The sequence below is a fragment of the Micromonospora sp. NPDC005173 genome, assembly GCF_040608515.1.
Lineage (GTDB): Bacteria > Actinomycetota > Actinomycetes > Mycobacteriales > Micromonosporaceae > Micromonospora.
The window spans coordinates 14,026-39,861 of sequence record NZ_JBEXIK010000050.1; the positions used below are offsets into that span (position 1 = coordinate 14,026).

General features: G+C 71.4%; 12 protein-coding genes and 1 pseudogene. 11 read left to right on the forward strand and 2 right to left on the reverse strand.

Annotation, left to right across the window (positions count from 1 at the left end; translation table 11 throughout):
- Positions 1 to 241: 241 nt before the first annotated feature.
- Positions 242 to 937 (reverse strand): DUF4396 domain-containing protein, encoded by a 696-nt coding sequence (locus tag ABZV00_RS32220; RefSeq protein ID WP_355613221.1) that lies wholly within the window; start codon positions 935 to 937, stop codon positions 242 to 244.
- A gap of 1,252 nt (positions 938 to 2,189) precedes the next feature.
- Between ABZV00_RS32220 and ABZV00_RS32225 the strand changes: the two genes are divergently transcribed.
- The 9 genes from ABZV00_RS32225 (at position 2,190) to ABZV00_RS32265 (ending at position 23,373) form a co-directional block, all read left to right on the forward strand.
- Positions 2,190 to 3,065, forward strand: coding sequence for a DUF4132 domain-containing protein (locus tag ABZV00_RS32225; RefSeq protein WP_355613223.1), 876 nt, complete (start codon positions 2,190 to 2,192; stop codon positions 3,063 to 3,065).
- Entirely contained in the window at positions 3,062 to 7,792 is a 4,731-nt protein-coding gene (locus ABZV00_RS32230) for a hypothetical protein (protein WP_355613225.1), read from the forward strand. The genes ABZV00_RS32225 and ABZV00_RS32230 overlap by 4 nt, the downstream gene beginning before the upstream one ends.
- Positions 7,789 to 8,904 (forward strand): AAA family ATPase, encoded by a 1,116-nt coding sequence (locus tag ABZV00_RS32235; protein ID WP_355613227.1) that lies wholly within the window; start codon positions 7,789 to 7,791, stop codon positions 8,902 to 8,904. The genes ABZV00_RS32230 and ABZV00_RS32235 overlap by 4 nt, the downstream gene beginning before the upstream one ends.
- Positions 8,897 to 12,343, forward strand: coding sequence for a DUF5682 family protein (locus ABZV00_RS32240; protein WP_355613229.1), 3,447 nt, complete (start codon positions 8,897 to 8,899; stop codon positions 12,341 to 12,343). The genes ABZV00_RS32235 and ABZV00_RS32240 overlap by 8 nt, the downstream gene beginning before the upstream one ends.
- On the forward strand, positions 12,340 to 14,145 hold the full coding sequence (locus ABZV00_RS32245; protein ID WP_355613231.1) for a hypothetical protein: 1,806 nt from the start codon (positions 12,340 to 12,342) through the stop codon (positions 14,143 to 14,145). The genes ABZV00_RS32240 and ABZV00_RS32245 overlap by 4 nt, the downstream gene beginning before the upstream one ends.
- 850 nt (positions 14,146 to 14,995) lie before the next feature.
- Positions 14,996 to 16,564, forward strand: a complete 1,569-nt coding sequence (locus tag ABZV00_RS32250) for a TIGR02677 family protein (RefSeq protein ID WP_354967741.1) — start codon at positions 14,996 to 14,998, stop codon at positions 16,562 to 16,564.
- Positions 16,561 to 17,955: a TIGR02678 family protein gene (locus ABZV00_RS32255; protein WP_355613233.1), complete on the forward strand. Its 1,395-nt coding sequence runs from the start codon at positions 16,561 to 16,563 to the stop codon at positions 17,953 to 17,955. The genes ABZV00_RS32250 and ABZV00_RS32255 overlap by 4 nt, the downstream gene beginning before the upstream one ends.
- Before the next feature lie 16 nt (positions 17,956 to 17,971).
- Positions 17,972 to 22,126: a TIGR02680 family protein gene (locus ABZV00_RS32260; protein ID WP_355613235.1), complete on the forward strand. Its 4,155-nt coding sequence runs from the start codon at positions 17,972 to 17,974 to the stop codon at positions 22,124 to 22,126.
- Positions 22,123 to 23,373 (forward strand): TIGR02679 family protein, encoded by a 1,251-nt coding sequence (locus ABZV00_RS32265; protein WP_355613237.1) that lies wholly within the window; start codon positions 22,123 to 22,125, stop codon positions 23,371 to 23,373. The genes ABZV00_RS32260 and ABZV00_RS32265 overlap by 4 nt, the downstream gene beginning before the upstream one ends.
- Before the next feature lie 352 nt (positions 23,374 to 23,725).
- Here ABZV00_RS32265 and ABZV00_RS32270 read toward each other — a convergent pair.
- Positions 23,726 to 24,218: pseudogene (locus ABZV00_RS32270) on the reverse strand (tyrosine-type recombinase/integrase); the annotation flags it as partial.
- A gap of 101 nt (positions 24,219 to 24,319) precedes the next feature.
- Here ABZV00_RS32270 and ABZV00_RS32275 point away from each other — a divergent pair.
- The gene (locus tag ABZV00_RS32275; protein WP_355613239.1) at positions 24,320 to 25,090 is read left to right on the forward strand and encodes an alpha/beta hydrolase; all 771 of its coding nucleotides are present in this window, start codon (positions 24,320 to 24,322) and stop codon (positions 25,088 to 25,090) included.
- Positions 25,091 to 25,269: 179 nt separating this feature from the next.
- The gene (locus ABZV00_RS32280; protein ID WP_355613241.1) at positions 25,270 to 25,818 is read left to right on the forward strand and encodes a hypothetical protein; all 549 of its coding nucleotides are present in this window, start codon (positions 25,270 to 25,272) and stop codon (positions 25,816 to 25,818) included.
- Positions 25,819 to 25,836: the final 18 nt, after the last annotated feature.

Genomic DNA, 25,836 nt, shown 5'->3' on the forward strand with positions numbered 1-25,836 from the left:
TGGTCCGTTACGGGTGACGGGACCTTCTCTTCATTCTGGCCGCCGACGTACCGGGTGGCGTACACGGTTCGGTGGATCGTCGAGGACGGAGTGCGGGTGGGCGTCAGCTTCACGGATACCTGGAGCGGAGTCCGCTACGACGGCCGGTACCGATGACTGGACGAGATTCGGCCGCCAGCGTGGCAGCACGATTCTGGCGTTCGGCCTGCTCCTCGCCGGTGAGAGCAGGCGGCGGGGCCACCTACTCGAACGCGTCGGGCGGTTCCGCCTTGATTCTGTGGTGGGCCAGCCACAGGTTTGTCGGCCAGGCTGCAATGAAACCGGCGATCAGTCCGATCTGGGTAAAGAACCAGTAAACCGGAATGCTGTGCAGGGGGGCCGCCGGGAAAATGGCGTGTTCCGCCAGCGCCAGCCAAATGAATAGAGTTAATTCGAAGGCGGACACGCCCGGCAAGTCGGCCCTGGCAAAGGCCTTTATTGCGGCCCATATCCTACGTCGACGTCGCTGAGCCTCGGCGGAGTATCGGAACACGACGCCTATGGCCACCGCCATGAAGTAGCCGGAGGTGTACTCGACCCACCGCTTGCCGCCGGATGTATCGATGCCAATGGCGAAGACGGCCGCCCCAGCGAGGATGGTGCCGAGGGCGCAGTGGCTGCCATCGTGACAGAGTTGGATTAGAAAATCGGCCTGTCGCGGTCTCTTGGGCGGGGGGCCGTGTCGCTGCCGCCATTGGTGAGACCGCGGTCGGCCCCACTTCCAATAAGCCACGACAGCTGCCGGGCCGATGTAAAGCGCGGTGACCGGCCAGACCAACTCCATGAGCTTGACCGGCTGGCGATACCCGAGAATGAGGTTGTCGGCAACGACAGCGGCGGAGCCGGCAATCCCGACAGCAAGCGCAGTCCACGAGAGTAGCAACAGCAACGTGTGCACCTTCCGTCTCCTGCCACGGGACGTAACGACAGTGGCAGCATTGCCGAAACCCAACCCCAGTGGGGAAGTCTCGACGTGACTCCAAGTGTTTCAGCTTCTACCAGATGGGTTGCGCAAAACGCGTGCCTGCCTCGCCAACTGGCCGGCGCTCGAATCTCATCAGTGTGAACGCGGCTCTGGTGCATCGTCTGCTGGCATCCGCTGTCAACCTGCGCCTCGTAGCTCGGCTACGACCCCGCCTGGTGTCGCGGCGCGTCGCTGGCAGGCGATCCGTTCGATGCCCGCACCCCCCCGGGTACACCGAGATCTCCAGCAGCGGCTGGAAGCCCACCGTTGCCGAGCGCCGGTCCGAGGCCGAGCCGGACAGCAGCTATCCCATTACGCAACGACCTGCCGATGCAGTCCCCACGGCGGCGGGCTGGTCTTGGCGCCACGGCGGCGAGGATGGACTCCTTTACTTGGCTGAGTATGCTGGTCGGTGACCTGGGAGAACGTGCGTGAGCACGCCGCTGGGGCCCTCAACTACTGGGGGTCAAGGGGTCGTCGGTTCGAATCCGGCCGTCCCGACAGCGAGAGGGTTTCCGCAGGTCAGTGACTTGCGGAAACCCTCACTTTATCGTTCTGGCTCGATGAAGTGGCGTGTGAGGCGCTGCTGGAACCCTTAACTCGGGTGGTTTTGCGAGCCGATCTTGGTTGCCTCCGCGGTGAATCGCCTGGTAGGCGTACTGCATCGGCGTCGTTGTGGTCGCTGCTGGACCTCTTAACGGCAGGCGATTTCGGACAGACAGGACATGTCCCCCCTGTGCCGCTATCGGCTCTTCTGGCCGCACTTCGTAGTGCCGACCGCCGACGGCGAGCCGCTCACTGACCGGATGAACTCGGTTGCGAGGTCCCGCCGCAGCTCGTCGAGCTTCAATAGCTTTCCGGGCTCCGCCCGCCTGTTCCGTGACCCGTCGCCCTGCCCTGCATTGTTCTGGTTGGTCATCATGTTGGGGCAGTCCGATAGATCGCGACCGCGTCGGTGCGTCCGGCGTATTCGAGCATCCAGTCAAGCATCCGTCCAGGGAGAAGCAGTTGGCCATCAGACTGTGGAGATGCTCTGCCGGCATGTATCCGTGCAAGGTGGCGTCACCGCCATCCGAGACGATGGCCTGCGCACGCGAACTCCTGCTGCACCCCCGGCGGACGGTGATCTCGAGTGTCGGTCGCGGATGGCAGAATCCCGCTCACTGCTCGGCGGGAGGAGATCAACATGGGCTGGCTGGCGGCCGATGCCGACTATGAGGTGAGCCTGGAACGCGGGAAGGTGATCGCGCGTAACCGCCAGGGCAGGCTGCTCAAAGGCCTACCGAAGGCGTTGCGTGACACCGACATGGTCGTCGGCTTGCGGCAGCTCTCGGAGTGGTTGAAGCGGCACGAGGTCTCGTGCCGGCGGGAGGTCGAGCAGTGGATGGTGCGGTCGCTGCCCGTGCCGACCACTGTGATCTGTGAGGTGTGGGCGGACGAGGCGTGGCGGACGTCGCTGCGTGATCTGGTCGTGGTGCCGATCGACGGCGCGGGGCGATGGGATACCGACCGCGCGGGGCTGCTGCGTGACGCGGACCCCGAGAAGGGGCTCGGTGTGGTGGACCTGGACGGCGAGAGCGGCCGGCTCACCGCCGTGCAGGTCGTCCTGCCGCACCCGGTTCGCCTGCCTGATCTGGCAGATCTGCGGGAGTTCGCTGCGGACCTTGGGGTGCGGCAGGAGACGCTGCAGCTGTTCCGGGAGGTGTGGGCGCTGCCGGAGTCACACGACGAACGACGGCGCGAACTGTCTCGTTATGCCGGGGCCCGCTACAAGGAGTTGCGCCATGTGCAGGCGCGGACGACGTCGGCAGGCTACCGGGTGCAGGGTGGCGCCGCGTCGGTGCGGGTGTGGGAGGACGGCGTCCCTATGGTCGCGTCGGTGTGGATCGGCGAGGGCGATCCGCTGTACGAAACCGAGACCGGCCCGCTCTATTTCACCGATCCGGAGGGCGAGGCGGTGGCGTTGGCGGCGGTGGGGCCGGTGGCGTGGTCGGAAGGAATGCGGATGGCGGCGAATCTTCACGCCGGACGGGTTGTCGACGAGGACGGTGAGCGGGCGTGAGTGAGGCGCTGTTGGAGGCGGGGGCGATCCTGCCTGGCGGTGAGGCGCAGACCGGACGTGATGTGGTGACCGCGCGTCGCTACACCCATCCGGCGCTCACCGGTCGGACCGTCGTCCGTCTGGCCGGGGCGACCCTGGGCGAGGCTGAGGACCTGTCGATGGAGTTCCTCGGCTTCAGCCGTACCGCGGAACCGACGCCGGTGGGCACGGCCCGGCGGCAGTCGCTCGGGTTTCCGGCCTGGGCGTTGATCAATGATCCGGCGAATGGTCGGCACGCGCTGGCAATGGTCAAGGACATGGCCCGGCTTGCGCGAAGCGCCGCTTCCAAACCGGGTAACGCCCGCGAGGGTTATCAGCAGCTTGCTGCTCGGCTGGGTGCGGCGGCGCCGCATTTCCTGCCGACGTTCTGGGAGGAAGCCGGGCGGGCGTTCCGCGCCGCCGACAATTCCCGGATGGCGGGCGGCTGCTTCGCCGAGGCCCGGCGCGCCGAGCAGGTGCATGGGCTGCCAGTGGACGAGGAGCGGTTGCGGGAGGTGCATCTGGAGTTCGCCTTCGCGGGTGCGCTGACGGCGAAAATGCTGACCGAGTACTCCCGCGCGGTGGCGACGCGGCGGCCGGCGCCTGAGGCGTACGACCTGGTGCGGACCCTGGCCATTCGTCGCGTCGCTGGGGGGCTGCCGCCGTACGCCGGGATGGCCGAGGATCTCCGACGGCTGGCGAAGGCGGCCGGCGTGGATGTCGAGGAGCAGGCCGAGGCGGTGATCCGGCAGTTGCTGGCGTTCCCCGCGATGACCCGCTCGAGCGAGGCGGTGTGGAAGGCGTACCGCAAACCCCTGATGCGGCTGGCCGAGCATGACCCGGCGGTGCGCATGCGGTTGGTGGAGATTTTCCCCGAGCCGCCCGGCTGGTCCACGGACGTCACCGACTTCTGGCTGGAGCTGCTGGACGCAGCGGGCACGCTCGATCTGCTGCGTGACGAGGCGGCGACGGTGTCCGCGGCGCGGTGGCTGGAGCGGCTGATGGCGCTGCGGGAACGGCGCAGCCGGCGTCGTTGTGAGCGGCTCATCCGCGTCGTGGCGGACCTGGCGCCGCGGCTGCGGGCGGAGGGCCGGCCGGTGACGTTGTGGAGCGACTTCGCTCACCGGGCCGACCTGGACGTTCTCGACGTGTGCCTGGCTGGTGGGGTGCCGGTGGTGATCGACACCGACAGCGGTGCGTTCAACGTGTCTGCCTGGGTGCACGACGTCGGTTCCGGCCGGCGGGACCTGCGTGCCGTGGCCGCCGACCCCAGATGTCGGGTCCTGCTGGCGCGGGGGGCCGCCGACGCCTTGTCGGAGCTGCACAACAGGCAGGGGTCGGGGCCACTGCCGGCGCGGTTGGTCACTGAGACGCTGGGAACGGCCGGTCTGCGGGAGGTGCTGTCCGAGCTACTCGTCGAACGGGCTGCCCGCGTGCCGGAGGGCACCCTGATCGGCTTGGACGAGGCGCTGTCCCAGCTCGCGGCCGTGTGGTCGCCCGCCGGTGTGGCGTTGGCACCGGACGCGTTCAGCGCATTGGCGAGGGTCGACGTGCCTGCGGTACTCGCCCGGTCATTGCGGGCCGGCTTGGTCGCGGAGCTGTCCTGGCCGGCGTACGAGCAGGTGGCCGAGGACAAGCTCGGCCGACGCTTCGGCGACGGTTGGCCCCAACTGGTGGTGCACGACAACCGGACGGCACACGTCGTCGTCGTCGACGTTCCGACCAGTGAACACATCTTCCGGTATCCGCCCTCGGACAGCCCGCACGCGCGCAACTCCTACGCTGACACCACCTGCCGGCTGGTCAACGGGCAACTCCTGGTCACCTGGTACAGCACTGGCGGCCGGCTCGTCGGCTACTGGTCCGCCGACCCGGACGAGCTGATCGAGCCCGGCCAACCGACGGACCACGCCCTGTGGGGCCGCCGGTCGCTGCCGATGCCGTTGCCCGATGGCGCGATGACCACGGGCAGTCGACCCTGGCACGCCGGGGACACCCGCAGTCCGGCCGCGACGTATCCGGTCGCTTGTGACGGCGTCTCGTTCTGGCGGTGCGAACGGCCCACCGACCCGACGGCCGGTGAGCGGCGCTGGCGAGAGTACGACCCGGCGACGGGCGAGGGCGGCCGATACAGCCTGCCCGAGTTCTTCGCCGCCGACCTGCCCCCCGGCGCGACCCTCCTCGCTGACCTGTGCGAGTTGCGGCCGGCGCCGGCACAGTTCGCCTCGTCGCCGCTGGGCTGGCGCGACGGGCTGGTCGGGTGGCGGGTGATCCGCCTGCCGGACGGCACGCAGGTGGGTGAGGGGGTTGACGGACGGCGGGTGTCCTGGCATTCGAGCGCGGTCCGGACCAGCCACAACCCGTTCCACAGCGACGCGCTGGTTGCTGGCCTCCGGCTACCGGGCAGCGACGTCGTGCTACCGGTGACCGGGCGGCCCCATCACCGGGCCGAGTTGGAGCTGACCGTCTGGAGCGCCGATGGCCGAGAACCGGTGGACCGGTGCCGACCATCCCGGCACCTTCCGCCGCTGGCCTGGTGGCACGCACTGGCCCCGCGCGATGTGCCGGGCTCGGCCCGGCTGCGGCGGCTCGACGCCGCCGACGCGGCCCGGCTGATGGCAATCGACGACGCCGTCACGAAGTCCACCGAGATCAACGGGGTGGCGCTGGCCATCGTCACCGAGGTGCTGACGGAGGTGACCGACCCGGTGCTCCGTACCGTCGTGGCGGAAGAGGTGGTGCGCGCGGTACGGCTGCGCCGGCGGCTGGAAGGGGTGCCGCAGCTGTTGGCGACCGAACCGGTCGACGAGACCACTGTCGACGCCGTCGCCGACGATCTGCTACGCACCGCCTGGTCCGGGCTGTTGCCGGCGGAACGGTTCACCTACTACAGCGGCAGCGCCCAGACGCGGCGGGAGATCCTTCGGCAGGTCACCGCGGTCGCCGACCTCCTCGCGGCCGGGACGGTCGAGGACGTACCGCAGGTCAGCCCGACGTGGGTGGACGCGCTCGGCGGACTCGGCGCCCTGGCCGTCCGCGCCGCCGCGCCGGTCACCAATGAGCAGGAGCGCCCAGCGCTGGCCCAGTTGCTGTCCACCCTGGCTGGTACCGTCCTGGTCGACCCGGCACAGGCGGTGCGGGTGCTCACCGCGACGTGGGACGAGGCGCCCCCGGAAAGCCACCGGGTCATTCAGCGCGACGGGGCCCAGGTCACGGTGCTGCTGCCAGAACGTGGCCCCACCTGGTACGCCGGGCGAGGCAAGCAGTGGCGGCGCACGGCCGTGCAGTGGTCCCCGAACGGGCGGTTCACCCCGCCGCCCGGTGCCACCGTCGAGGCGGAGACCGTCGCGGCCGGCTGGCGGGGCGCTGATCGCATCAGCGCGTTCTGCCGGCTGCTCACCGAGCAGGGCCCGGCCCCATGGCGCGCGGAATGCGTCGACGACCTGGTGCAGCGCACCGGCATGACGCGAGCCGAGGCCGCCCTGCTGCTGGCTGGTCTTCCCGGCATCGACGACTGGCAGGCGAACTTCCTCACCGCCGACCAGCGGCGCATCCTCGGGGTGAACAGCACCCAGGCGCGCACCGCCCGCGACGCGTTGAAGTCCCTGTCGTACGGGCACCGGATCGCGCTGGTGGACGCGGCGATGCCGCAGGACCCGGCCGATCTGTGGCGTAACGGCCCGGACGTGGACCGTCTCGCAACGGGCTGGCTGGCACTGCGTGGCGCCCGCGTCGTCATCGGCGAGCAACTGCTCGCCGACGCCACCCGCGTTCTGCCCTCGACCCAGGCGGCCGACATTCTGCAGACGATCGCCAACCCGGCACCCGGAAGCTGGTTGACCACCGACGGGGAAAGTCAGCCCGGTGACTGGGGCCGACTGGAGACCACCGCCACTGGCGGAACCCCGTTCGAGGGCAATCACCTGTACGGGTGCACGGTGGCGCTGCTATGGCTGGCCTACCAGCTGCCGTGGGGCGAACCGATGCGCGACGCTCTGCCTCGGGCGTTGGAGCTGTTGCGGCAGCGGTTGCGCAACCCGCGGCTGCTGATCGGCGCGGGACGACACGAGGTGGACGAGCCACCCCAGGTGGGACCGGCGCTGGTGGCCGGGCACGTCTTCAGGGACATCGTCGCGCACCACCTCGCCCCGGCCCGCCTCAGCGGACCGCAGGACCCGGCGATCAGCTTCATTCCCGGCCCGGTCGCGGACACGCTGCGGCTGGTGCTCTCACCGGACATCGCCGCCGCACTGTCCACCCCGGACGGTGCCACCGGCGAACACCGCGACCCCCGAGTCGGCGCACCCGATCTGGTCGACACCGTCGCAGCTCACACTGGCCTCGACCGGGATTCGGCCGGCTACTACCTGCAGCTGCTCGCCCTGCCGAACCCCACCGATGTCAACGTGCGGACCTGGAACGCGTGGAAGCCGGCGACCCTCAAGCACGCCCAGGCGGCTCTGCTCGACTCCGGACTGGTGGTGGCAGGCAAGCGGGAACGGGCCGGCCGCGGCGTCTTCCTGCCCGGCGGCTGGCTTGCGGCGAAGAACCCCACCGCACCCATCGAGAGCTGGAAGCAGCCGCTGTACCTGTTCCTCAACGGGTTGACTCTGGTCACCCGCGCGACGCCGGAGCTGTTCGGCGCGGCGTGGGACCGCGTGACCGCCGGTGACAAACCTCGCTACCTCGACCTGCAGGAGAAGGCGTGAACGCCCGACAGATCGACCCGCCGGAGCACCTGTACGCCGACGAGCTGACGTTCCTGGCTGCCGCCGACCGTGGTCCCCGCCCGCCCGGTTGGAAGCTGACCCCCCAGGCGGTGGTCACGTTCATCGCCGGCTCCGCCGGCCGCCCCGTGCAGGGCCCCGACGGCCGTCAGGTCACCATCGCGGCGAAGTTCGTGGGGGAGCGGGCCCTGGTCGAGCGGTGTGTCGTGACCCTGGCCGGTGAACGGGGCCTGCTGCTCGTCGGCGAACCGGGCACCGCCAAGTCGATGCTGTCCGAGCTGCTCGCCGCCGCTGTGTGCGGCACAAGTGCCCTGGCCGTGCAGGGTACGGCCGGCACGACCGAGGACCAACTGCGCTACGGCTGGAACTACGCGCTCCTGCTGGCCAAGGGGCCGTCCCGGGAGGCACTGGTGCCCTCGCCGGTGCTCACCGCGATGACCACCGGTGCCGTCGCCCGGGTCGAGGAAATCACCCGCTGCCTGCCCGAGGTACAGGACGCGCTGGTGTCGATCCTGTCCGACCGTCGGTTGGTCCTGCCCGAACTCCCCGACGACTCCGTCGCCTACGCGGCTTCTGGCTTCTGCGTCATCGCCACGGCCAACCTGCGGGACCGGGGCGTGTCCGAGATGTCCGCGGCGTTGAAACGGCGGTTCAACTTCGAGGTGGTGCCTCCGATCGCCGACTTCGACGCCGAGGTCGCCCTCGTCACCCGGCAGGCCCGCGCCGCCGTGGAACGGGTCGGCGCCGCGTACACGGTGGACGAGGCGGTGCTGGAGACCCTGGTGACCGCCTTCCGCGACCTGCGCACCGGCAGCACGGTCGAGGGCTGGGAGGTGGAACGTCCGTCCTCGGTCACGAGCACCGCCGAGGCGGTCGCTGTCGCCGCGTCGATCGGCCTGTCCACCGCGTACCTGCCCGGCCCGGACCCGTTGTCGCTGCTGCCCGGGCACCTGGTGGGTGTCGTACGCAAGGACGACCCGGCCGACCATGCGCGGCTGTTGGCGTACTGGGACGGTGCCCTGCGCCGCCGCGCCGAGGCCGGCGGCCGGATGTGGCGGCAGCTGTGGGAACAGCGCGATGTCCTGCGTGACTGACGACAGCACAGCCGACGACCCGCGCGCCGCCGTCGCACGTCTCAGCGACACCGGCCGCGTCACCCTGATCGGAGTGCGGCATCACTCACCGGTGCTCGCCGCGGCGATCCCCGCCCTGCTGGACGCGGCCGCCCCGGACGCGGTGCTGGTCGAGTTGCCCGCCGACATGCAGCCGTGGCTGACCTGGTTGGCGCACCCCGACACCCAGGCGCCGGTCGCCCTGGCCGCCGCCAGCGGTGACGAGGGCGGACCGCTCGCCTTCTACCCGTTCGCCGACTTCTCCCCGGAGCTCGCCGCGCTGCGGTGGGCGCAACGGCGAGGCGTGCCGGCCCACTGCTGCGATCTTCCCCTGAGCGACCCGGCGTGGCAGGAACGCCCGGCGGCCGTCGGACCGCGGGTGAGCGGGTACGCCGACAGCGTGGGAGCCACCCTGACCGGTCGGACCGGAGATGACCTGTGGGACCGCTGGGTCGAGGCGGCGGCCCCCGGCTCGCCGCCCGAGGCGGTACGCCGGTCGGCGCTGGCAGTCGGCTGGGCGCTCCGCAACGATGCCGCCGACGGCATCGGCGCCCTCGATCAGCGGCGCGAGGCGTGGATGCGGCAGCAGATCGCGGAGACGTCCGGCCGGCTCGCCGTCGTCGTCGGTGCCTTCCACGCCCCCGCCCTGACCACACCCGGACACCCAGCACCCACCACACCACCGACACCCGATGCCGAGGCGCCACGACGTACCCCGGTCATCTCCCTGGTGCCGTACTCGTTCGACCTGCTCGACGCACGATCCGGCTATCCCGCCGGGATCCGCGACCCTCGCTGGCAGCAGGCTGTCCACGATGCTCACGCCGATCCCAGCGCGCTGGCCGCTCACCTGCGCGGTTTCGCCGTCGAGATCACCCGGCACCTGCGGGACCAGGGACACCCCACGGGCCCGGCGGAGGCCGCCGAGATCACCCGGCTCGCCCACGATCTGGCCCGACTGCGGAACCTGCCCGCCGCCGGACGCGGTGAACTCGTCGAAGCGCTGCAGACCGTCCTCGCCCAGGGCGAACCGGCCGGCAGGGGCCGAGCGGTCGCCGCCGCGATGCAGCACACCCTGATCGGACAGCGCCGCGGTCACCCCTGCCCGGACACACCCGTCTGCGGGTTGACTCCCGCGACCACGACTCTGCTACAGGAACTGCGCCTGCCTGGCCCCGGTGACCCGCCCCGCACCGTTCGGCTTGATCCACTGCGTACCCCACTCGACCGGCGACGAGAGGCCACCCTGCAGCGGCTGCTCGCCTGCCAGGTGCCCTACGCCGAGCCCGCAGAGACCACCACGGCCGAAACCCTCACCAGCCGCTGGCGGCTGCACTGGCAGCCCGGTACCGACGCCGGGCTCGCCGCCGCCAGCCCACACGGTGTCACCCTCGCCCAAGCCGCCGCCGGCATGCTGAACACCCGGCGCCGCCGAGAGGTGACCGACGGCGGCCCCACCGCAGCACAAGCTGTCGCCGGGCTCGCCCGCGCCGCCGCCTGCGGCCTACCCGACGCCGTCGACGTCCGCCTCGCCGACCTGCACACCGCCGTGACCGGCACCGCCACCCTCGCCGACCTCGCCACCGCCAGCCAACTGCTCCAGCGGCTGCACCGGGGGCACATCCCCGCCACCCCGTCAGCACCAGCCGGCCTCGACGAGCACCTGACACACCTGCACGCCGCGGCAGTCCGCGCCATTGACGGGCTCGCCGGATCCACCGACCCCGGGGACGCCCGCGCGCTGCTCGACCTTGTCCGGCACGCCGACGACAGCGGCCACCTGCTGCGCCTCAGCCACGCCGTCAGCCGCCTCGCCCGCGACGGATCACCGCTGATGCGAGGATCGGCCCACGCCGTCCTGGTGCTGCTCGGCATCGCCGCCCCCCACGCGTTCGGCGTGGTCCTGGCGTCCTGGACCGAGATGCCGGCCGCAGAATGCACCGACCGACTCCGCGGAGCGCTCAGCCTCGCCGGCGCCTTGCTCGAAGCCGGTGGGGACACACTGAACCCGCTGCTGAAGACCATCGACGGCTGGGACGACGACCACTTCATCCGCCGGCTGCCAGCGCTGCGCGGCGGCTTCGACGCGTTGAGCCCCGCCGACCGCGACCGTGTTCTGGACACCGTCCGTCAACGCATCGGTGACGTCGACGCGACGGTGAGCGTCGCACCGGGCGTGCTCGCCGACTGGCTCGCCGTCGACCAGTCGGGACGGCAGGCCCTGACCACCCTCGGACTGCCGACGGGCAGAGACGACCACACCGCCGAGAAGTCGGCTCCACCACCGCCCCCGGCAGAACCTCGTCCGGCTGACCGACCGCACACGCTGCCCGCCGCGCAGCGCTGGCGACTGCTGCTCGGCCGCCGCCCCGACGACCTGCCACCGCACGCCCGCCGACTCGCCACGGCACTCGACGAGCTGTACGGCAGCGGCAGGGGAGAAGGCTCCCACACCGCCGCCGGACCTGGCGGTGGGCGACAACCCGCATACCCACAGGTGCGGGAGTGGGCCGACGACCTCGAAGCGCTGTTCGGCGCGGCAGTACGCGACGAGGTGCTCGCCCGCGCCGCCGAACGCGGACGTGCCGACGCCCTGCTCACCATCGCACCCGAGGACGTCCGACCCTCGGTCGAACTGCTGCACACCGTCCTGGCGCTGGCCGGCGGGCTTCCCGAGGCGCGGCTCAACCGACTGCGCCCACTCGTCGCCAGGCTCGTCACCGAGCTGACCGCGCAGTTGGCCCGACAGATCCGACCGGCACTGACCGGGCTCGCCACACCACGACGTACCCGCCGACCCACCGGGCGCCTCGACCTCGGCGCCACCGTGCACGCCAACCTGCACACCGCGCACCTCGACTCCCACGGCGCAGCGAAGATCCGCCCCGAACGGTTCGTCTTCCGCAGCCGTGGTCGACGCAGCGTCGACTGGCAGGTCATCCTCCTCGTCGACGTATCCGGGTCGATGGAACCGTCCACGATCTGGGCGGCGCTGACCGCGTCCGTCCTGGCCGGCGTGACGACCCTACGAACCCACTTCGTCACCTTCTCCACCGAGGTTGTCGACCTCACCGACCGGGTCACCGACCCGCTCAGCCTGCTGTTGGAGATCAGCGTCGGCGGCGGCACCCACATCGCCGCCGCCCTGCGCTACGCCCGGCAGCTCGTCACCACCCCCAGCCGCAGCCTCGTCGTGCTCGTCAGCGACTTCGAAGAGGGACATCCCATCGGCGGACTACTGGCCGCCGTCCGGGCACTCGCCGACGACGGGGTGACCCTGCTCGGCTGCGCCAGCCTCGACGACCGAGGTCAACCCCGCTACAGCACCGCCGTCGCCGGGCAACTCGTGGCCGCCGGGATGCCCGTCGCCGCGCTGAGCCCCACCGAACTGGCCCGCTGGATCGGAGACCAGGTCCGATGAGCCTGCCCGCCGTCGCACCACACGTCGTCGCCGACGCCGTCGCCGCCCTTCCCACCCGGCTGCGGTCCAAGCTCGACCAGGCTATCGAGAAGCAGCCGACCTGGACCATCACCACGTCCGACTCTGGCGCGACGATCACCATCGACGACCACGTCACCGTCACCCTCACCACCCCGGTCGAAACCGCGGACGGAGCCGCCTGCAACTGCCTGCTCGCACCACGCTGCCTGCACCGAGCCGCGGTGCTCAGCGCCGCACCCGTCCTGACCACGCACCCACACCACGCGGCCGCAGCCGGATCGGACGTGGCCACCACCGAGGCCGTCCTGACCACCGAAGCCGACCCGCCAGATCCCGCCGCCCCGTCCGCCACCGCCGACGAGAAGGCCGCCGCCACCCAGGTGCGCGACGTCGTTGCGCAGATCCTCGAACACGGGGTGGCAGGCGCCGGCGCGGTCAGCCAGGCGGACCTGCTCCGCGCCATCCACCAGGCACGCGCCATCGGACTGCCCCGGCTGGCGACAGCCGCGACCAGAGTGGTTGAACAACTGCGCGCAGCCCGCCGGAGCACCCCCGGGTTCCGGCTGGCCGACCTCACCGAAGATCTGCGCGAGGCACTCATCGTCTCTCACCTCCTGAGCGAAGGCATCGGCGACCAGCGAGCCGCCCGGGGTACGAGCCGGCGCGGCTATGGCCCAGTCGGCGATCTGCACCTGTACGGGCTGTGCACCGAGCCGCTGCGCACCACCACCGGCCACGTCGGCGCGATCAGCTACCTGACCGATGGCGATTCGACCATCTGGAGCCTGGCGCAGGCACGCCCCGGCGATGGCGACACAGCCCGCAACGCCGCTCAGGCAAGCGTGAACCTCGGCGACGTGACGATCAGCCACCGGGAGTTGGACCGCGCCGGGATCATCGTCATCAACGCCCATGCGTCCGTCGACCGGCGCCTCAGCCACGGCAGGACAGTGCAGGCCGTACGAACCACAGGCCGCACCTGGCACGAGGAACCAGCCGACGCCCTCTGGCGGCAACCGATCCCCGAACAGGCCGCCCGCTGGCTGAACGCCTTCGAAGTCGCCCAACACGAGCGGCCCGCCGGTCACGACCTCGCCTTCCTCGACGGCGTCCTCGCCGCCGACCAGCGAGGTCTACTCCTGCAGACGGCGCAACTGCCGGGGCCGGTCATCGTCCTCGCTCCACACGATGATCCGGTGCTCCCGTACGTCGCGAACCTGCGCCTGCTCGCCGCCCACGCCACCGGCATGCCGGTACGGATGATCGGGCGCTTCCATGGACCCCGCCAGGTCCACGGTCTCGCCGTTGCCGCGCCCTGGCTGCCGGACCGCTTCGGCGGACATGTCGACCTTGGCGTCGACCAGCTACAGCGCGCCGACCTACCCGACGCCGAAACCACGGAGCCCTCCGGCAACGATCAACCTCAACCGCCGCTGCATCTCCTCACCCACCACCTGCAACGAGTGGTCGCCGCCGGCCGCGCTGCCCTGATGCCGGACGTCGACCGGGACGCGCGGGCGCTCCTGGACGCCCAACTGCCGACAGCCGCGTCCGTGCTGCGCGAACTACGGCGCGCGGGTCACCGACGTAGCCGCGACGCGTTCGGCCGCTTGAACCAGCAGGACTCCACCGCCCTCGCGGTGGCCTGGCTGAGCGGTGCGGCCTATCAATACGCCGCAGCGACAGCCGTAACCGCAAAATCATGGCAACCCAACCGGGGTCGCGAGGTAGACGACAATGCTCACCGCGCTGAAGGCCGCGCCTGGCAGCCGTCAGCCTGATGCTGCCAAGTGCTATCCCGCGAGCAGCCGAGCCTCTGGGTCGCGCGCGACGCTGACAGCATTCACGCTGGGCTGAGGCCAGCTTCCTGCACTCCACTTCGGTATATCGCAGAACCGTCGGCCGGTATCGCCCCGAGTCATGGATACTGGGTCGCCGTCGCCCTCGGACTGGAACCCCGACGACGCCGGCCGGCAGTAACGGAGTCGAGGTGGCGGCGGAGTGGTGTGCGGACTCCTTTACTCGTCCGGTCTATGCTTCAAGCGACCTGGACAAACGTGCGTGAGCATGCCGCTGGACCACCGGACTACTGGGGGTCAAGGGGTCGTCGGTTCGAATCCGGCCGTCCCGGCAGCGAGAGGGTTTCCGCAGGTCAGAGCCTGTGGAAACCCTCGTTTTCATGATTGAGTTGGTCAAGGCGTCTGTGTGCCGGGTGCTCGTGGAGCCCTTGACTCGGCGGATCCCTCGACCCTGCGGGTCCTAAAGCCCGCACTGCGGACGGCCGGCCTGGCATCTTTCGTTCGGCCCTCGGCCGTTGCGCTGGTCAACTGCTGGTCGTGCACGTTCTGGGACCGGATGCCGTACTCCGAGGCGCCGAGGTTCAGGTCCGTCTTGCAGCAGCCTCCGGCTTTGCAGCCGACGATGCCTTCGGATGACGCGTCACGGACCGCAAACGTGCAGGAATGCACGAGGACCCCCCGCTGGCCAGCGGCGCGCCGGTGTGCGCGGACCATGGAAGCGGGCAACGAGTTCACTGTGCGAGTTGGGCAGGCCGCCGAGCGGTCGAGTCGCGAGAACGCCTCCCGCCACCGATGGATAGGGTTGCTGGTCGACGCACCGGGAAGGGGACGGATGGCTGCAGCAGCATCAGGGCCCACGTTCGGGCTGGACGAGTTTGGTCTTGACGACCGGATGCGGCTGTTCGGCTACGTCACGGCCGATAATCGGTTCGCCTACCTGTGGCTGCTGCGCGCCTTCGACGCGGCGCGATCCAGCTACCAGGTCGTTCTTCACACCGCCGAGGTGGCCGCCGCGCTCGACGCGCTCCACCGGTCGAACCCCGACTGCCCCGACCCGGCACAGCTGGAGCTGCCGCGGCTGCTCGACGCCCTGGTGGAATGGGGCGTGCTCGACCGCAGCCAGGATGGGACGCGCGCGACAACGCTGGCCGAGTACCGCAACCGGCACTCGGTCTACCAGTTTACGGAGGCCGGCTACCGGGCCCACCGGGCGGTGGAGGCCGTGCTCTCGGCGACCATGGACGACGCGACGCTGTCCCGGTTGGTCTTCGCCGACCTGTTGGCTGACCTGAAGGCGCTCGCGGTGGCCAACGACGCCGGCGACGCCGAGGAGGTCTACCGCAAGTTCAACCGGCTCGACCGGGCGTTGGCCGACATCGCCGAGCGGGCCGCCCGCTTCTACCACATGCTCGGTGACCTAGGCCGCACCAACGACGTACGGCCGGAGGCGTTTCTCGCCCACAAGGACGCTCTGCTGGCCCACCTGCGCGACTTCCACGACGAGCTGCAGCGCTACACCCCCCGGCTTCGCGAGGCGGTGCACGAGGTGGAGGCGACTGGCTTGGAGCGGCTGGTCGAGGCGGCGGCCGAGGCAGACGAGCGGCTGTTCCACACCCCGGTTGAGCGGCTGGAGGACTGGCGGCGCCGGTGGCGTGGGTTGCGATCGTGGCTGGCACCATCCTCGCCGGAGCAGAGTAGCGAGGCCGACCGGCTGGGCGACGCCACCATCGCGGCGATCGGCGACGTGCTGGCGCTGCTGCGTCGGGTGACCGAGGCCCGCCGCGGCGGGGTGAGCCGGGAGTCGCAGCTGCGCCACGTGGCAGCGTGGTTCACCCAGGTTGCCACGCAGGAGGCGGCGCACGCGCTCTTCGATGTGGTCTTCGGGCTCGGCGCACCCCGACACGTCGGCGTGGCACATCCGGATCCGGAGGCGATCGCCAGCCGGCTGTCGTGGTGGGAGGCGCCGGCGGTCGAGCTGTCCCGCACGCTGGTGGCGACCGGCCGTGCGCCGGGGCAGGGCAGGGGTCGGCCGGCCCGCCTGGACCGTGGCGACGACCGCCGGCACCGGCTGCGCGGCGACCAACTGGCCCGGGAGCGGCGGCTGACCGACGCCGCCGCCGTGCTGGCCGCCGACGGGGTGACGACCGGACACCGGCTGGACGAGCCGCAGGCGCAGGTCCTGCTGCGGCTGCTCGACATCGCGCTCGCCGCCCGGGTTGGTGGCGCCGCCGCGGTGCCGTTGGCCGCGGCCGCCCACGGCGTCCGGCTCACCCTCACCCCGACGCCGGGACGGTTCAGCACGGTGTCCACCGCCGCCGGGCAGCTGCACCTCGATGGGTACGAGCTGAGGGTCACCGCCGCGCAGCACACCGCCGTCCGCCGCGAGTTGGTGCCGGCATGAGCGCGGCCAGCGAGCGGACGCGGTCGACAATCGGTCACCGGTTCGCCGGCGACATCTCCGAGCTGGAATTGGCGGACTACCAGCGCGCCGTCCGGCTGGTCCTGCGCCACCCGTTGATCACGGCGACCTGGCCGGACGAGCGGGCGCTGCCCCGGGTACGCCGCTTCGCCGCCGCCCTGCGTCGGGATCTCGCCGAGGCCTTCGGCTATCGGCTGGAACTGCACGGCGCGACGGCCCGGCTGGTCCGGGTGTCCGACGGGCTCGACGCGACCCAGCCGGCGATGTCCCGGACCGGGCGTCCGTTCGACCGGCAGCGCTACGCGTACCTGTCGTTGTGCCTGGCCGTGCTGGGCCGCGCCGGCATCCAGATCACCCTCAGTGAGCTGGCCGACTCGGTCGGCGGCGACGCGAACCGGATCACCGGCCTGGGGTTGGACCCGGACCACGGGCCGGACCGGCGGGCGTTCGTCGACGCGGTGGGCTGGCTGGAGGAGCGCGGTGTGATCCGGCTTGCCGACGGTTCCAGCGTCGCCTGGGCCAGCGACCCCGGCTCCGGCGAGGCACTGTACGACGTCGCGCGGGACGTGGTGTTCGCGCTGTTCCGGCCGACCCGCGTGCTGCAACACGTCGAGTCGGTGGCGGCGCTGCTCGACCGGACGATGGCCAGCAGCGGCAACGCCGAACGCCGGGCCGCCGCGCAGGCCGCCCGGCGGGCGGTGGTGGAGTCGCCGGTGGTCTATCACGCCGACGTCGAGCCGACGGTCGCCAATCACCTGCGCGGGGCGGCGCTCGCCACCGACCTGGCCCGGCTGACCGGGCTTCGGGTGGAGCGACGCGCCGAGGGGGTGCTGTTGGTGGACACCGCCGGGTTCACCGGGGAGCGGTTCCCGGGCACCGGTTCGGTGGCGCAGGCGGCGGTGCTGCTGTTGGTGGAGATGGCCGACCGGATCGCCGACCCGGACGGCCGCCGGGTCAAGCGGCTCGCCCCGCCCGACCCGCTGAGCCGGCGGCAGGCGATGGTTGACCGGGTCGACGCCGGTCTGCCCACCGCCACCCTGGTGGTGCTGGACGACGCCGCCGCGGACCATCCGTACCCGGTGGACGGCGGCGGCAACCCGGACGAGACCGATGGCGGCGGCCGGCTGCCGTTCATCACCGACAGTTTTCTCCGCGAGGCGGTCGGTGAGATTCTGCGCCGGTACGGTTCCGCGTTCGGGGCGCAGTGGCACGCCGACCCGGAACGGCTGCGCACCGAGGCGGTGGCGCTGCTGGAGCGCTTCGGCGCGACCACCACCGTGCCGGGCGGGGTGCTGGTCCTGCCGTTGGCGGGCCGGTACCGCCACACCGTCGCCGCGGTCAGGCAACGCGCCTCCGCCGAAACCCTCTTCTGACCTCGGGAGGTAGATCGTGATCGAGCAGCGCACCGTCCGCCGGTTCGCCCCCACCCGGGCTGGGATCATCAACCTGTGGGACTACCGCGACGAGGAGTTCCTCTTCGTCGACGGGTGGTTGGTGCTGCGTGGGCCGAACGGCTCCGGCAAGACCAAGGCCTTGGAGGTCCTCTTTCCCTTCGTCCTCGATGGGCGGATCGAGCCGCGCCGGCTCAACCCGTTCGCCAGCGAGGACCGGACCATGAAGTCGAACCTGCTGTACCGGGGGCAGGAGGTCACCCACGCGTACGTGTGGATGGAGTTCTGCGACGGCGAGTCATACGTGACGGTCGGCATCGGCCTGCGGGCGCACCGGCACGTCGACCGGGTGACCCGCTGGCACTTCGTTGTCGACGGCCGGGTCGGGGTGGACTTCTCCCTGCTGGATGCCGACGACCGGCCGCTGAACCGCCGCGACCTGATCACCCACTTGGGCGCCGACGCGGTACGGGACTCGGCGGAGGATTACCGGCACCTCGTCGACGCCCGGCTGTTCGGACTCGGTCCGGCCCGTTACGAACAGTTGCTCGACCTGGTGCTCACCCTCCGTAAGCCACAGCTGGCCAAGGACCTCAACCCGGTCGAGTTGTCCCGCACGCTGCAGCGCGGCCTGCGTCCGGTCGAGGACCACCTTCTCGTGGAGGCGGCCCGCTCATTCGACGACATGGAGGCGGTCGCCCGTACCCTGGAGGGGTTGGTGGCGGCCGACGGTGCCACCGCGGCCTTCCTGACGGTCTACTCGACCTACCTGCGCACCCACGCCCGCGCGGCGGCCGACATCCTGACGGCCCGCCGTGAGGCGGCCGCCGCGCATTCGACCGGGCTGGTCGACGCCCGCCGCGTCGCGGGGGAAGCCGTTGAGGCCGAGTCGGCGGCCACCGCGCGGCTGCGCGCGGTCGAGGGCGAGCCGGGTCGCCTCCGGGCCCACCTGGACAGCTTGAAGAGTTCGGCGGCATACCAGTCCCACGAGCAGCTCGCCGACCTTGAACGGCACGTGCACGACCTGGCCGAGGCCGCGGACCGGGCCGGCCTGGCCGTCACCGTCGAGCAGGACGCGGTGTCGCGGCGGCGCGGCGAATGGGAGCGCGCCGCGGTGGCGACGCGCGACGCGCGGGCCGCCGCCGACCGGCTCGCCGCTGACCTGATACTGGACGCCGAGACCGCCGGGATCACCTGGAGTGCCGCCGACACCGACGCCAGTGACCTGGCGGCCCGGCTCACCGCCCGCACCGGTGCCCGCCGCGACGACGTACGCGCCGTCCGAGAGCAGTCGGCCCGGCACGGCCAGGCCGAGCGGGACCACGACCGGGCGGCGGCCGACGCGGCGGGCTCGGCGGAGGCTGTCGTCGACGCCGAGCAGGCCGAAGAGCGCGCAGAGGCTGCGGTCACCGACGCCCGCGCGCAGGTGCACGCCCAGGTCGGGAAGTGGGCGGACGACAACTCGCGGCTGCTCTCCGACCTCGGGCCGCCCGACGGTACCGCCGCTGGGCGTGGCCTGGCGGCCCGGCTGGGCGAGGCCGTCGATGCCGCCGGTGAGCCCGGCACGCACACGCTGCGGGAGGTGTACGCCGCAGCCACCGCCGCCGGCGTGACGCAGCGCCGGGATCGGCTCGCGGTGTTGGCAGCCCGCCGCACGGCGCTGGATGACCGGCGAGGTGAGGTCGTCGCCGAACGTGACCGGATCGCGGACGAGCACGACGACGCGCCACCCACCCCGGCGACCCGTCCGGCGTCGCGCGCCGGCAGGTCCGGGGCACCGCTGTGGCGACTGGTCCGCTTCACCGACGCGGTCACCGGAGCGGACGCCGCAGCCATCGAGGCGGCCCTGCACGCCGCCGGCCTGCTGGACGCCTGGCTGCACCCGGAGCCGGACAACCTGACGGCCGGGCTGGCCGGTGCCGACCTGGACGGCTACCTGCTGCCACTGCCAACGGGTCGTCGCCCGACCGGCCCCACCCTCGCCGACGTGCTGACCGCCGAGGACCAGAACGATGTACCCGTCGCCCGGATCACCGACGTGCTCGCCTCGGTAGCGTTGGCCGACGCGGTCACGCCGGAGGCCACCGCGCCGGTCGTGGTGGGCGTGGACGGCCGGTACGCCCAGGGCGTCGGCGTCGGCCGGTTCGCCAAGATGGAGTGCGAGTACATCGGCGCGACTGCCCGGGCGGCCCGCCGCGCCGCCCGGGTCGCCGAGTGCGACCGGATCCTGGCGGTCGTCGACGCCGATCTCGGCGCGCTGGACCGCGACCTCGCCGCCGACGAGCAGCTGCTGGCCGCCGTGGACGCCGCCGGAGCGCAGCTCCCGCCGATCGCGCCGATCCAGACGGCGCTGCGCGAACTCGATCGGGCGGCCGCGACGCTGCGCGCCCGCCAGGAGGCCGCCAACGCCGCCTCTGCCCGCCTCGACCAGGCCTTGGCCGAGCGGGCCGCCGCAGCCGCCGCGCTGCGCCGGGCCACGGCGGAGCGGTCCCTGCCGGTGGAGCAGCTCGACCAGACCGCCGACGCGGTGGATCGCTTCGAGAAGCGGGGCGTCCGGCTGGAGAGCGCCCGGCCGGCCGCGGCGCGCGCCGCCGAACAGGAAGACCAGGCCCAGCTGCGGCACGACGAGGCGGTGGACCGGCTCACGGTCGCGCAGGACGCCGCGCGGGCCGCCACCGCCCGGCACGAAGAGAAGGCGGAGGCGTACGGGACGCTGCGGTCCAGCGTCGGCGCCGAGGCGGAACGGGTGCTGGCCGACGTGGCCCGGACCGCCGACGAGGTCATCGCCGTCGAGCGGGCCGTCGAGAGTGCCCGGGGCGACGTCGGCGCCGCCCGGGAACGGCGGGCCGCCGCGGCGACCCGGGTCGAGCTGGGCGAGCAGGCCCTCGCCGCCGCGGTCGCCGAGGCGCACCACGACGCGCTGCGGCTGCGCCCGTACGCTCAGCCGGACCTGCTCGGTCTGCTGCGCTGCCCGACCGAGCTGCGCTGGCCGGTCCGGACCGAGTCCGCCGGTGAGGAGGGCTCGCAGCTGGACCCGCAGGTGGCCGCGCTGCACGAGGCGATCCTGGCCGCCACCCGGGAACTGAGCCCGACCGAGACGTCGCTCAAGCAGAGCGCGACCCGGCTGACCACCGCCCTGACCGAGTTGCAGGCGCAGCTGCCCGCAGCCGGGCTCGATCACCGGCCCGAGTGGGACACCGACGACGGTGTCATCGTGGTCCGGGTCGCCGACGAGCAGGGGCTGACCCCGGTGGCCCACTTCGCGGACCGGATCGCGCGCGAGCGCCGCGATCAGGAGCAGCTGCTCACCGACGCCGAACAGCGGGTGCTGGAGGACGCGCTGCTGGGCCAGCTGGCCCGGCAGATCCACCACCGCACCATCGAGGCCCGCGATCTGGTGGAGGCGATGGACGGCCAGATGCGGGCGCGGCGGATGTCCTCCGGGCTCACCGTCGGTGTCGGCTGGCGGCTGGCCGACGACCTCGACGCCGAGCAGCGCGAGGTCTGCAAGCTGCTGGAGCGCGACCCGGCCCGGCTCGGGCCGGGTCAGCTCACCACGATGCGCCGGCACTTCGCCGCCCGGATCAAGGCGGCCCGGGCGACGGCGCCTGAGCGGCCGTACCGGGAGCTGTTGGGGGAGGTGCTCGACTACCGGCAGTGGCGGACCTTCGCCTTCACCCTGCACCGTCCCGGCGGCGGCGCGGAAGCCCTGACCCGGGCGCGGCACAGCCAGCTCTCCGGCGGCGAGCAGTCGATCTCGCTGCACCTGCCGCTCTTCGCCGCCGCCAACGCCCTGTTCGGCTCGGCGCGGCCGGACGCGCCCCGTCTGCTCGGCCTGGACGAGGCATTCGCCGGGGTGGACGACACTGGCCGCGGCGAGCTGATGGCCCTGGCGAAACAGTTCGACCTGGACCTGTTCATGACCGGGTACGACCTCTGGGCCACCCACCCGGCGGTCAGCGGCGCGGCGCACTACGACCTGTCGCACTCCACCCTGGAACACGCCGTGTCCACCGTGCTGCTGGTCTGGGACGGCTCGGTCAACGTGGCCGACTTCGACGGGACGCTGACGCGGGCGCTCGGCTCGCCGGAAACCCGCCGGGCGTCGGGCCGTGACACCGCGCTCGTCGAGTTCGGCCTCGGCGACGAATGAGTGGCGGTGAGCAGCAGCGCCCGCCCGGCCGGGTCGGGTGGGCGCAGCTTCCCGACGCACCCGGTTGGCGGCGGCTGCTGTCCGTCGCCCGGCGCAGCCTGGAACGCACGGGCGGCCGGCTCGACACCGCCGTCTCCCTGAGCGCGCCCACGGACGACGAACGGCTCCTGGTCATCGGGCTGACCGGCACCCACCGCTCCGCCGGCGCCGGCCGGTTCACCGTACGGCTGTCGGACGTGGATGCGCATCTGCGCGGCGTGTACGGAGTCGGCCTGCCGGAGGTGCTCGCCGCGGCGGCTCCGCTGCGGAACCGGCCGGCGGACGCGAAGCGCGAGGCGCTGGCGCGGGACGCCATCCTCACCGTGGCCCACGAAGGCCGGCACGCCGGCACCGACTGGTACGCAGGCTGGCTCGAAGGACTTCGTCGGGACGGTACCCTCACCCGGGCCGTCCGAGCCGGGCTGCCGTTCGAGGACGTGGTCCGCGTGCTGGACGCCTTGCCTGCCGCGGACGAGCCGATGCCGGTCTTCGCCGACCGGGTGCTCAACGACACGAAGGCCCTCGCGGACGGGGCGCTACGAGGGCTGGTTCTGCGCGCGGTCGCAGCCTGGCAGCGGGCGCCCATGCCGGCCAGCGGCGAACAGGAAAGGGCGCTGTGGGAGTCCGTCGGCCTGGTCCCCGACGACCTGGCCAGCCAGGTGCTGGTGCTCAATGTGCCCGCCACCGGTGGCCTGCTCGGGCGGTGGTTGACCGATGCCGCCGGTTCCGGCGTGCCGATGCGGGTCACCCTGCACCAACTCCGCCTGGCACCCCTCGCCCTGGCCTGTGCAGAGGTCTTCGTCTGCGAGAACCCGGCTGTACTGCGCGCGGCGGCCACCGCCCTGGGGCCGCGAGCGCCGGCGCTGGTCTGCACCGAAGGCGTGCCCTCGGCCGCAGTGCACACGCTGCTGCGCGCCGCGACGGGCGTAGTGATCCGCTGGCGCAACGACTTCGATTGGACCGGCGTACGCCTGACGGCAGCGGCCCTCGACCGGTATCCCAATGCGGTTCCGTGGCGGATGACGGCAGCCGACTACGTGCCAGGAGCCGGCACCGGTCCCGACCTGATCGGAGCGCCGGCCGTAACGTCCTGGGATCCGCCACTGCAGGAGGAGATGCGAAAGGCGGGTCGAGCGGTCATGGAGGAACGTTTGCTCGATGCACTCCTCGCCGACCTATGCAAGGCCGGCGGTGACGCCAGCAGGTGAGGATCCCCAATGGCCTGCAGACCCGACGGTGGCGATGATGTCCATGCACCGACGTGGTGAGCTCCTCGCGGCGGCGCCGGGTCGTGACGACGGCTAGTGAACGGGACCAGGAGTAATGGGCGGTCCAGTCGGCGTCGAGTGTGTAAGCGGGCAGCCCGACCCCTTTACTCGGCCGGGTATGCTGATTGGCGACCTGGGAGAACGTGCTTGAGTACGCCGCGGTGGCCTTCAACTACTGGGGGTCAAGGGGTCGTTGGTTCGAATCCGGCCGTCCCGACGCAGGTCAGAGGCCATTCGGAATCTTCCGGGTGGCCATTTCTGATCTTGTACAGCAGCGAAGTACAGCAACGGCTCATTGATCCAGGCTCTGGCCGAGCTTCCGCAGGGCCTCCCGGGTCGCTTTCGATGAGACCTGGCTGTAGATCTCCATCGTGATCGAGAAGTCGGCGTGTCTCAGGATCGCCATCGCGACCCGGGGATGTACGTCCAGGTCGACCAGCAGGGAACCGCAGGTGCGCCGGGCGTCGTGGACGGTGATCTTCGGGACGGCGGCGCGGGCGATGCGGCTGTTGTAGGAGCGGTTGAAGTTCCGCGGCTCGACCGGCAGTCCGTAGCGGGTCGTGAAGATCATGCCGGTGTCATGCCAGGCGTCGCCGGCCTTCTCCCTGACGGCCTCCTGTTGCCGGTAGCGGTGCCGCAGCGCGGTGACGCTGATGGCCGGCAGCGGTAGGGGAGCGTCGGACTCCTGGCCCGGTGTAGCAGCCGACCGCGTACCCGCTGGAGCTGTTGTCGATGACGAGGCTGATCTCGTGGTTGTCGCGGCAGTGCTCGCAGAATTGCTCGCCTCGACCTCGCCGGGGCCCGCGCCCGGATGCGGGAGCTCGCTGCGGGCGCGCAACGGCCCCCAGGGGGCGAGGTCATTGTTGTCGACCACGAGGTGCCTGGTATGGATGGCAACTGCGTGCCAGTCAGGGTCTGCACGCCGCCCAACATCGCTGGCCCACTTCCCGCTCTGCTCCTGCTGCACGGAGGCGGATTCGTTATGGGCGACCTGGAGACGGCCACCGCACAGGCCATGGACTTGTGCACCCAAGTGCACGCAGTCGTCGTGGGGGTCGGCTACCGGCTGGCCCCCGAGCATCCGTACCCGGCTGCCCTGCATGACTGCGAGGCCGTGTTGCGCTGGATCGCCTCCGAAAACGATGGAATCGGCGTCGATGCCGCACGGATCGGCGTGTACGGCATGAGCGCCGGCGGCGGCCTCGCCGTAGCACTGACGCTGCTAACCCGCGACCGCGGCGGACCACCTCTGTGCTTCCAGCTGCTCGACGCCCCCGAGGTTGATGACCGGCTGGGCACAACCTCGATGCGTACGTTCGGCGACACCCCGCTGTGGAACCGAGGTGATGCGGTGCTGAGCTGGCGGCACTACCTGGGGGGGCGTGACGGGGTCGTTCCTTCCTACGCGGCACCGGCCCGCGCCGACGATCTCTCCGGCCTCCCCCCGGCGTACGTATCGGTTTACGAGAATGACCCGCTGCGTGACGAGGGTTTGGCCTACGCATCCAGCCTGCTGAATGCCGGCGTGTCGGTTGAGTTGCACCTGTTCCCCGGCACCTTCCACCGATCAGCCACCATCACGGGCGCGGCCGTATCTCGGCGCCAGGCCGCCGAAACAGTCGATGCGCTCCGACGCGGCCTCAACCCAGTCAGGTAACCGACGCCAATCTCGCCGGCAACGCATTGACCAGGGCCTCCTAGTCGGTGACTACTTCGCCGGGCCCGAAGAGGTCACCAAGGCGGCTACACTTGCATGAGCTTCAAAGTCTTGCCGATCGTCATCGGCGGTGGGGCAACGGTTCGTGTCGCCCCTCGGACACAAACCGAATTCCAACGGTGCGTGGCAAGATCGACATCTGCCCGACACCGTTTGCGTTCTGGGTCGTAGGTCAGGCGCAGCCCGAGGTTGCGGTAGACCTCCAGCTTGTGTTCGGGTTCGGCGTCTCGCAGCGCGGTGACCATGTCGCCGAGTTCTTCGACGATGGCGATGATCTCCTCTTCGTTGAGGCGGCCGATGCTGTCCGGAACTTCGGCAGCCGGCATCGTCTGCTCGCGTTGTTCGGCGCGTTGCCGTTCCGCCTGGGTTTCGGCGATTCATCCGGCGACCAGCCGGATGGCCGGACCCACTCCACCATCCGCCGGGTGGCGACGTCGGCGCAGCGCGGGCTCCCGGCCGGGCTGGCCGGCCGGAGGTGGAGCTGCTGCGGAGGGTTCTGTGCCGGCTTGGGCAACAACCAGATCGCCTGGCAGCTGCACATCTCGCGCAGCTCGGCGGAGTTCCACCTCACCCGCATCTTCTGCAGTGAAGGTGTCGAGCGGCGCCGAGGCCATCGTCCGTGCCCTGCGGTACGACCCCAGGCTCGCCACCGCCGCATTCCCCGTTAGAGCAGGTGCGGGGCACCC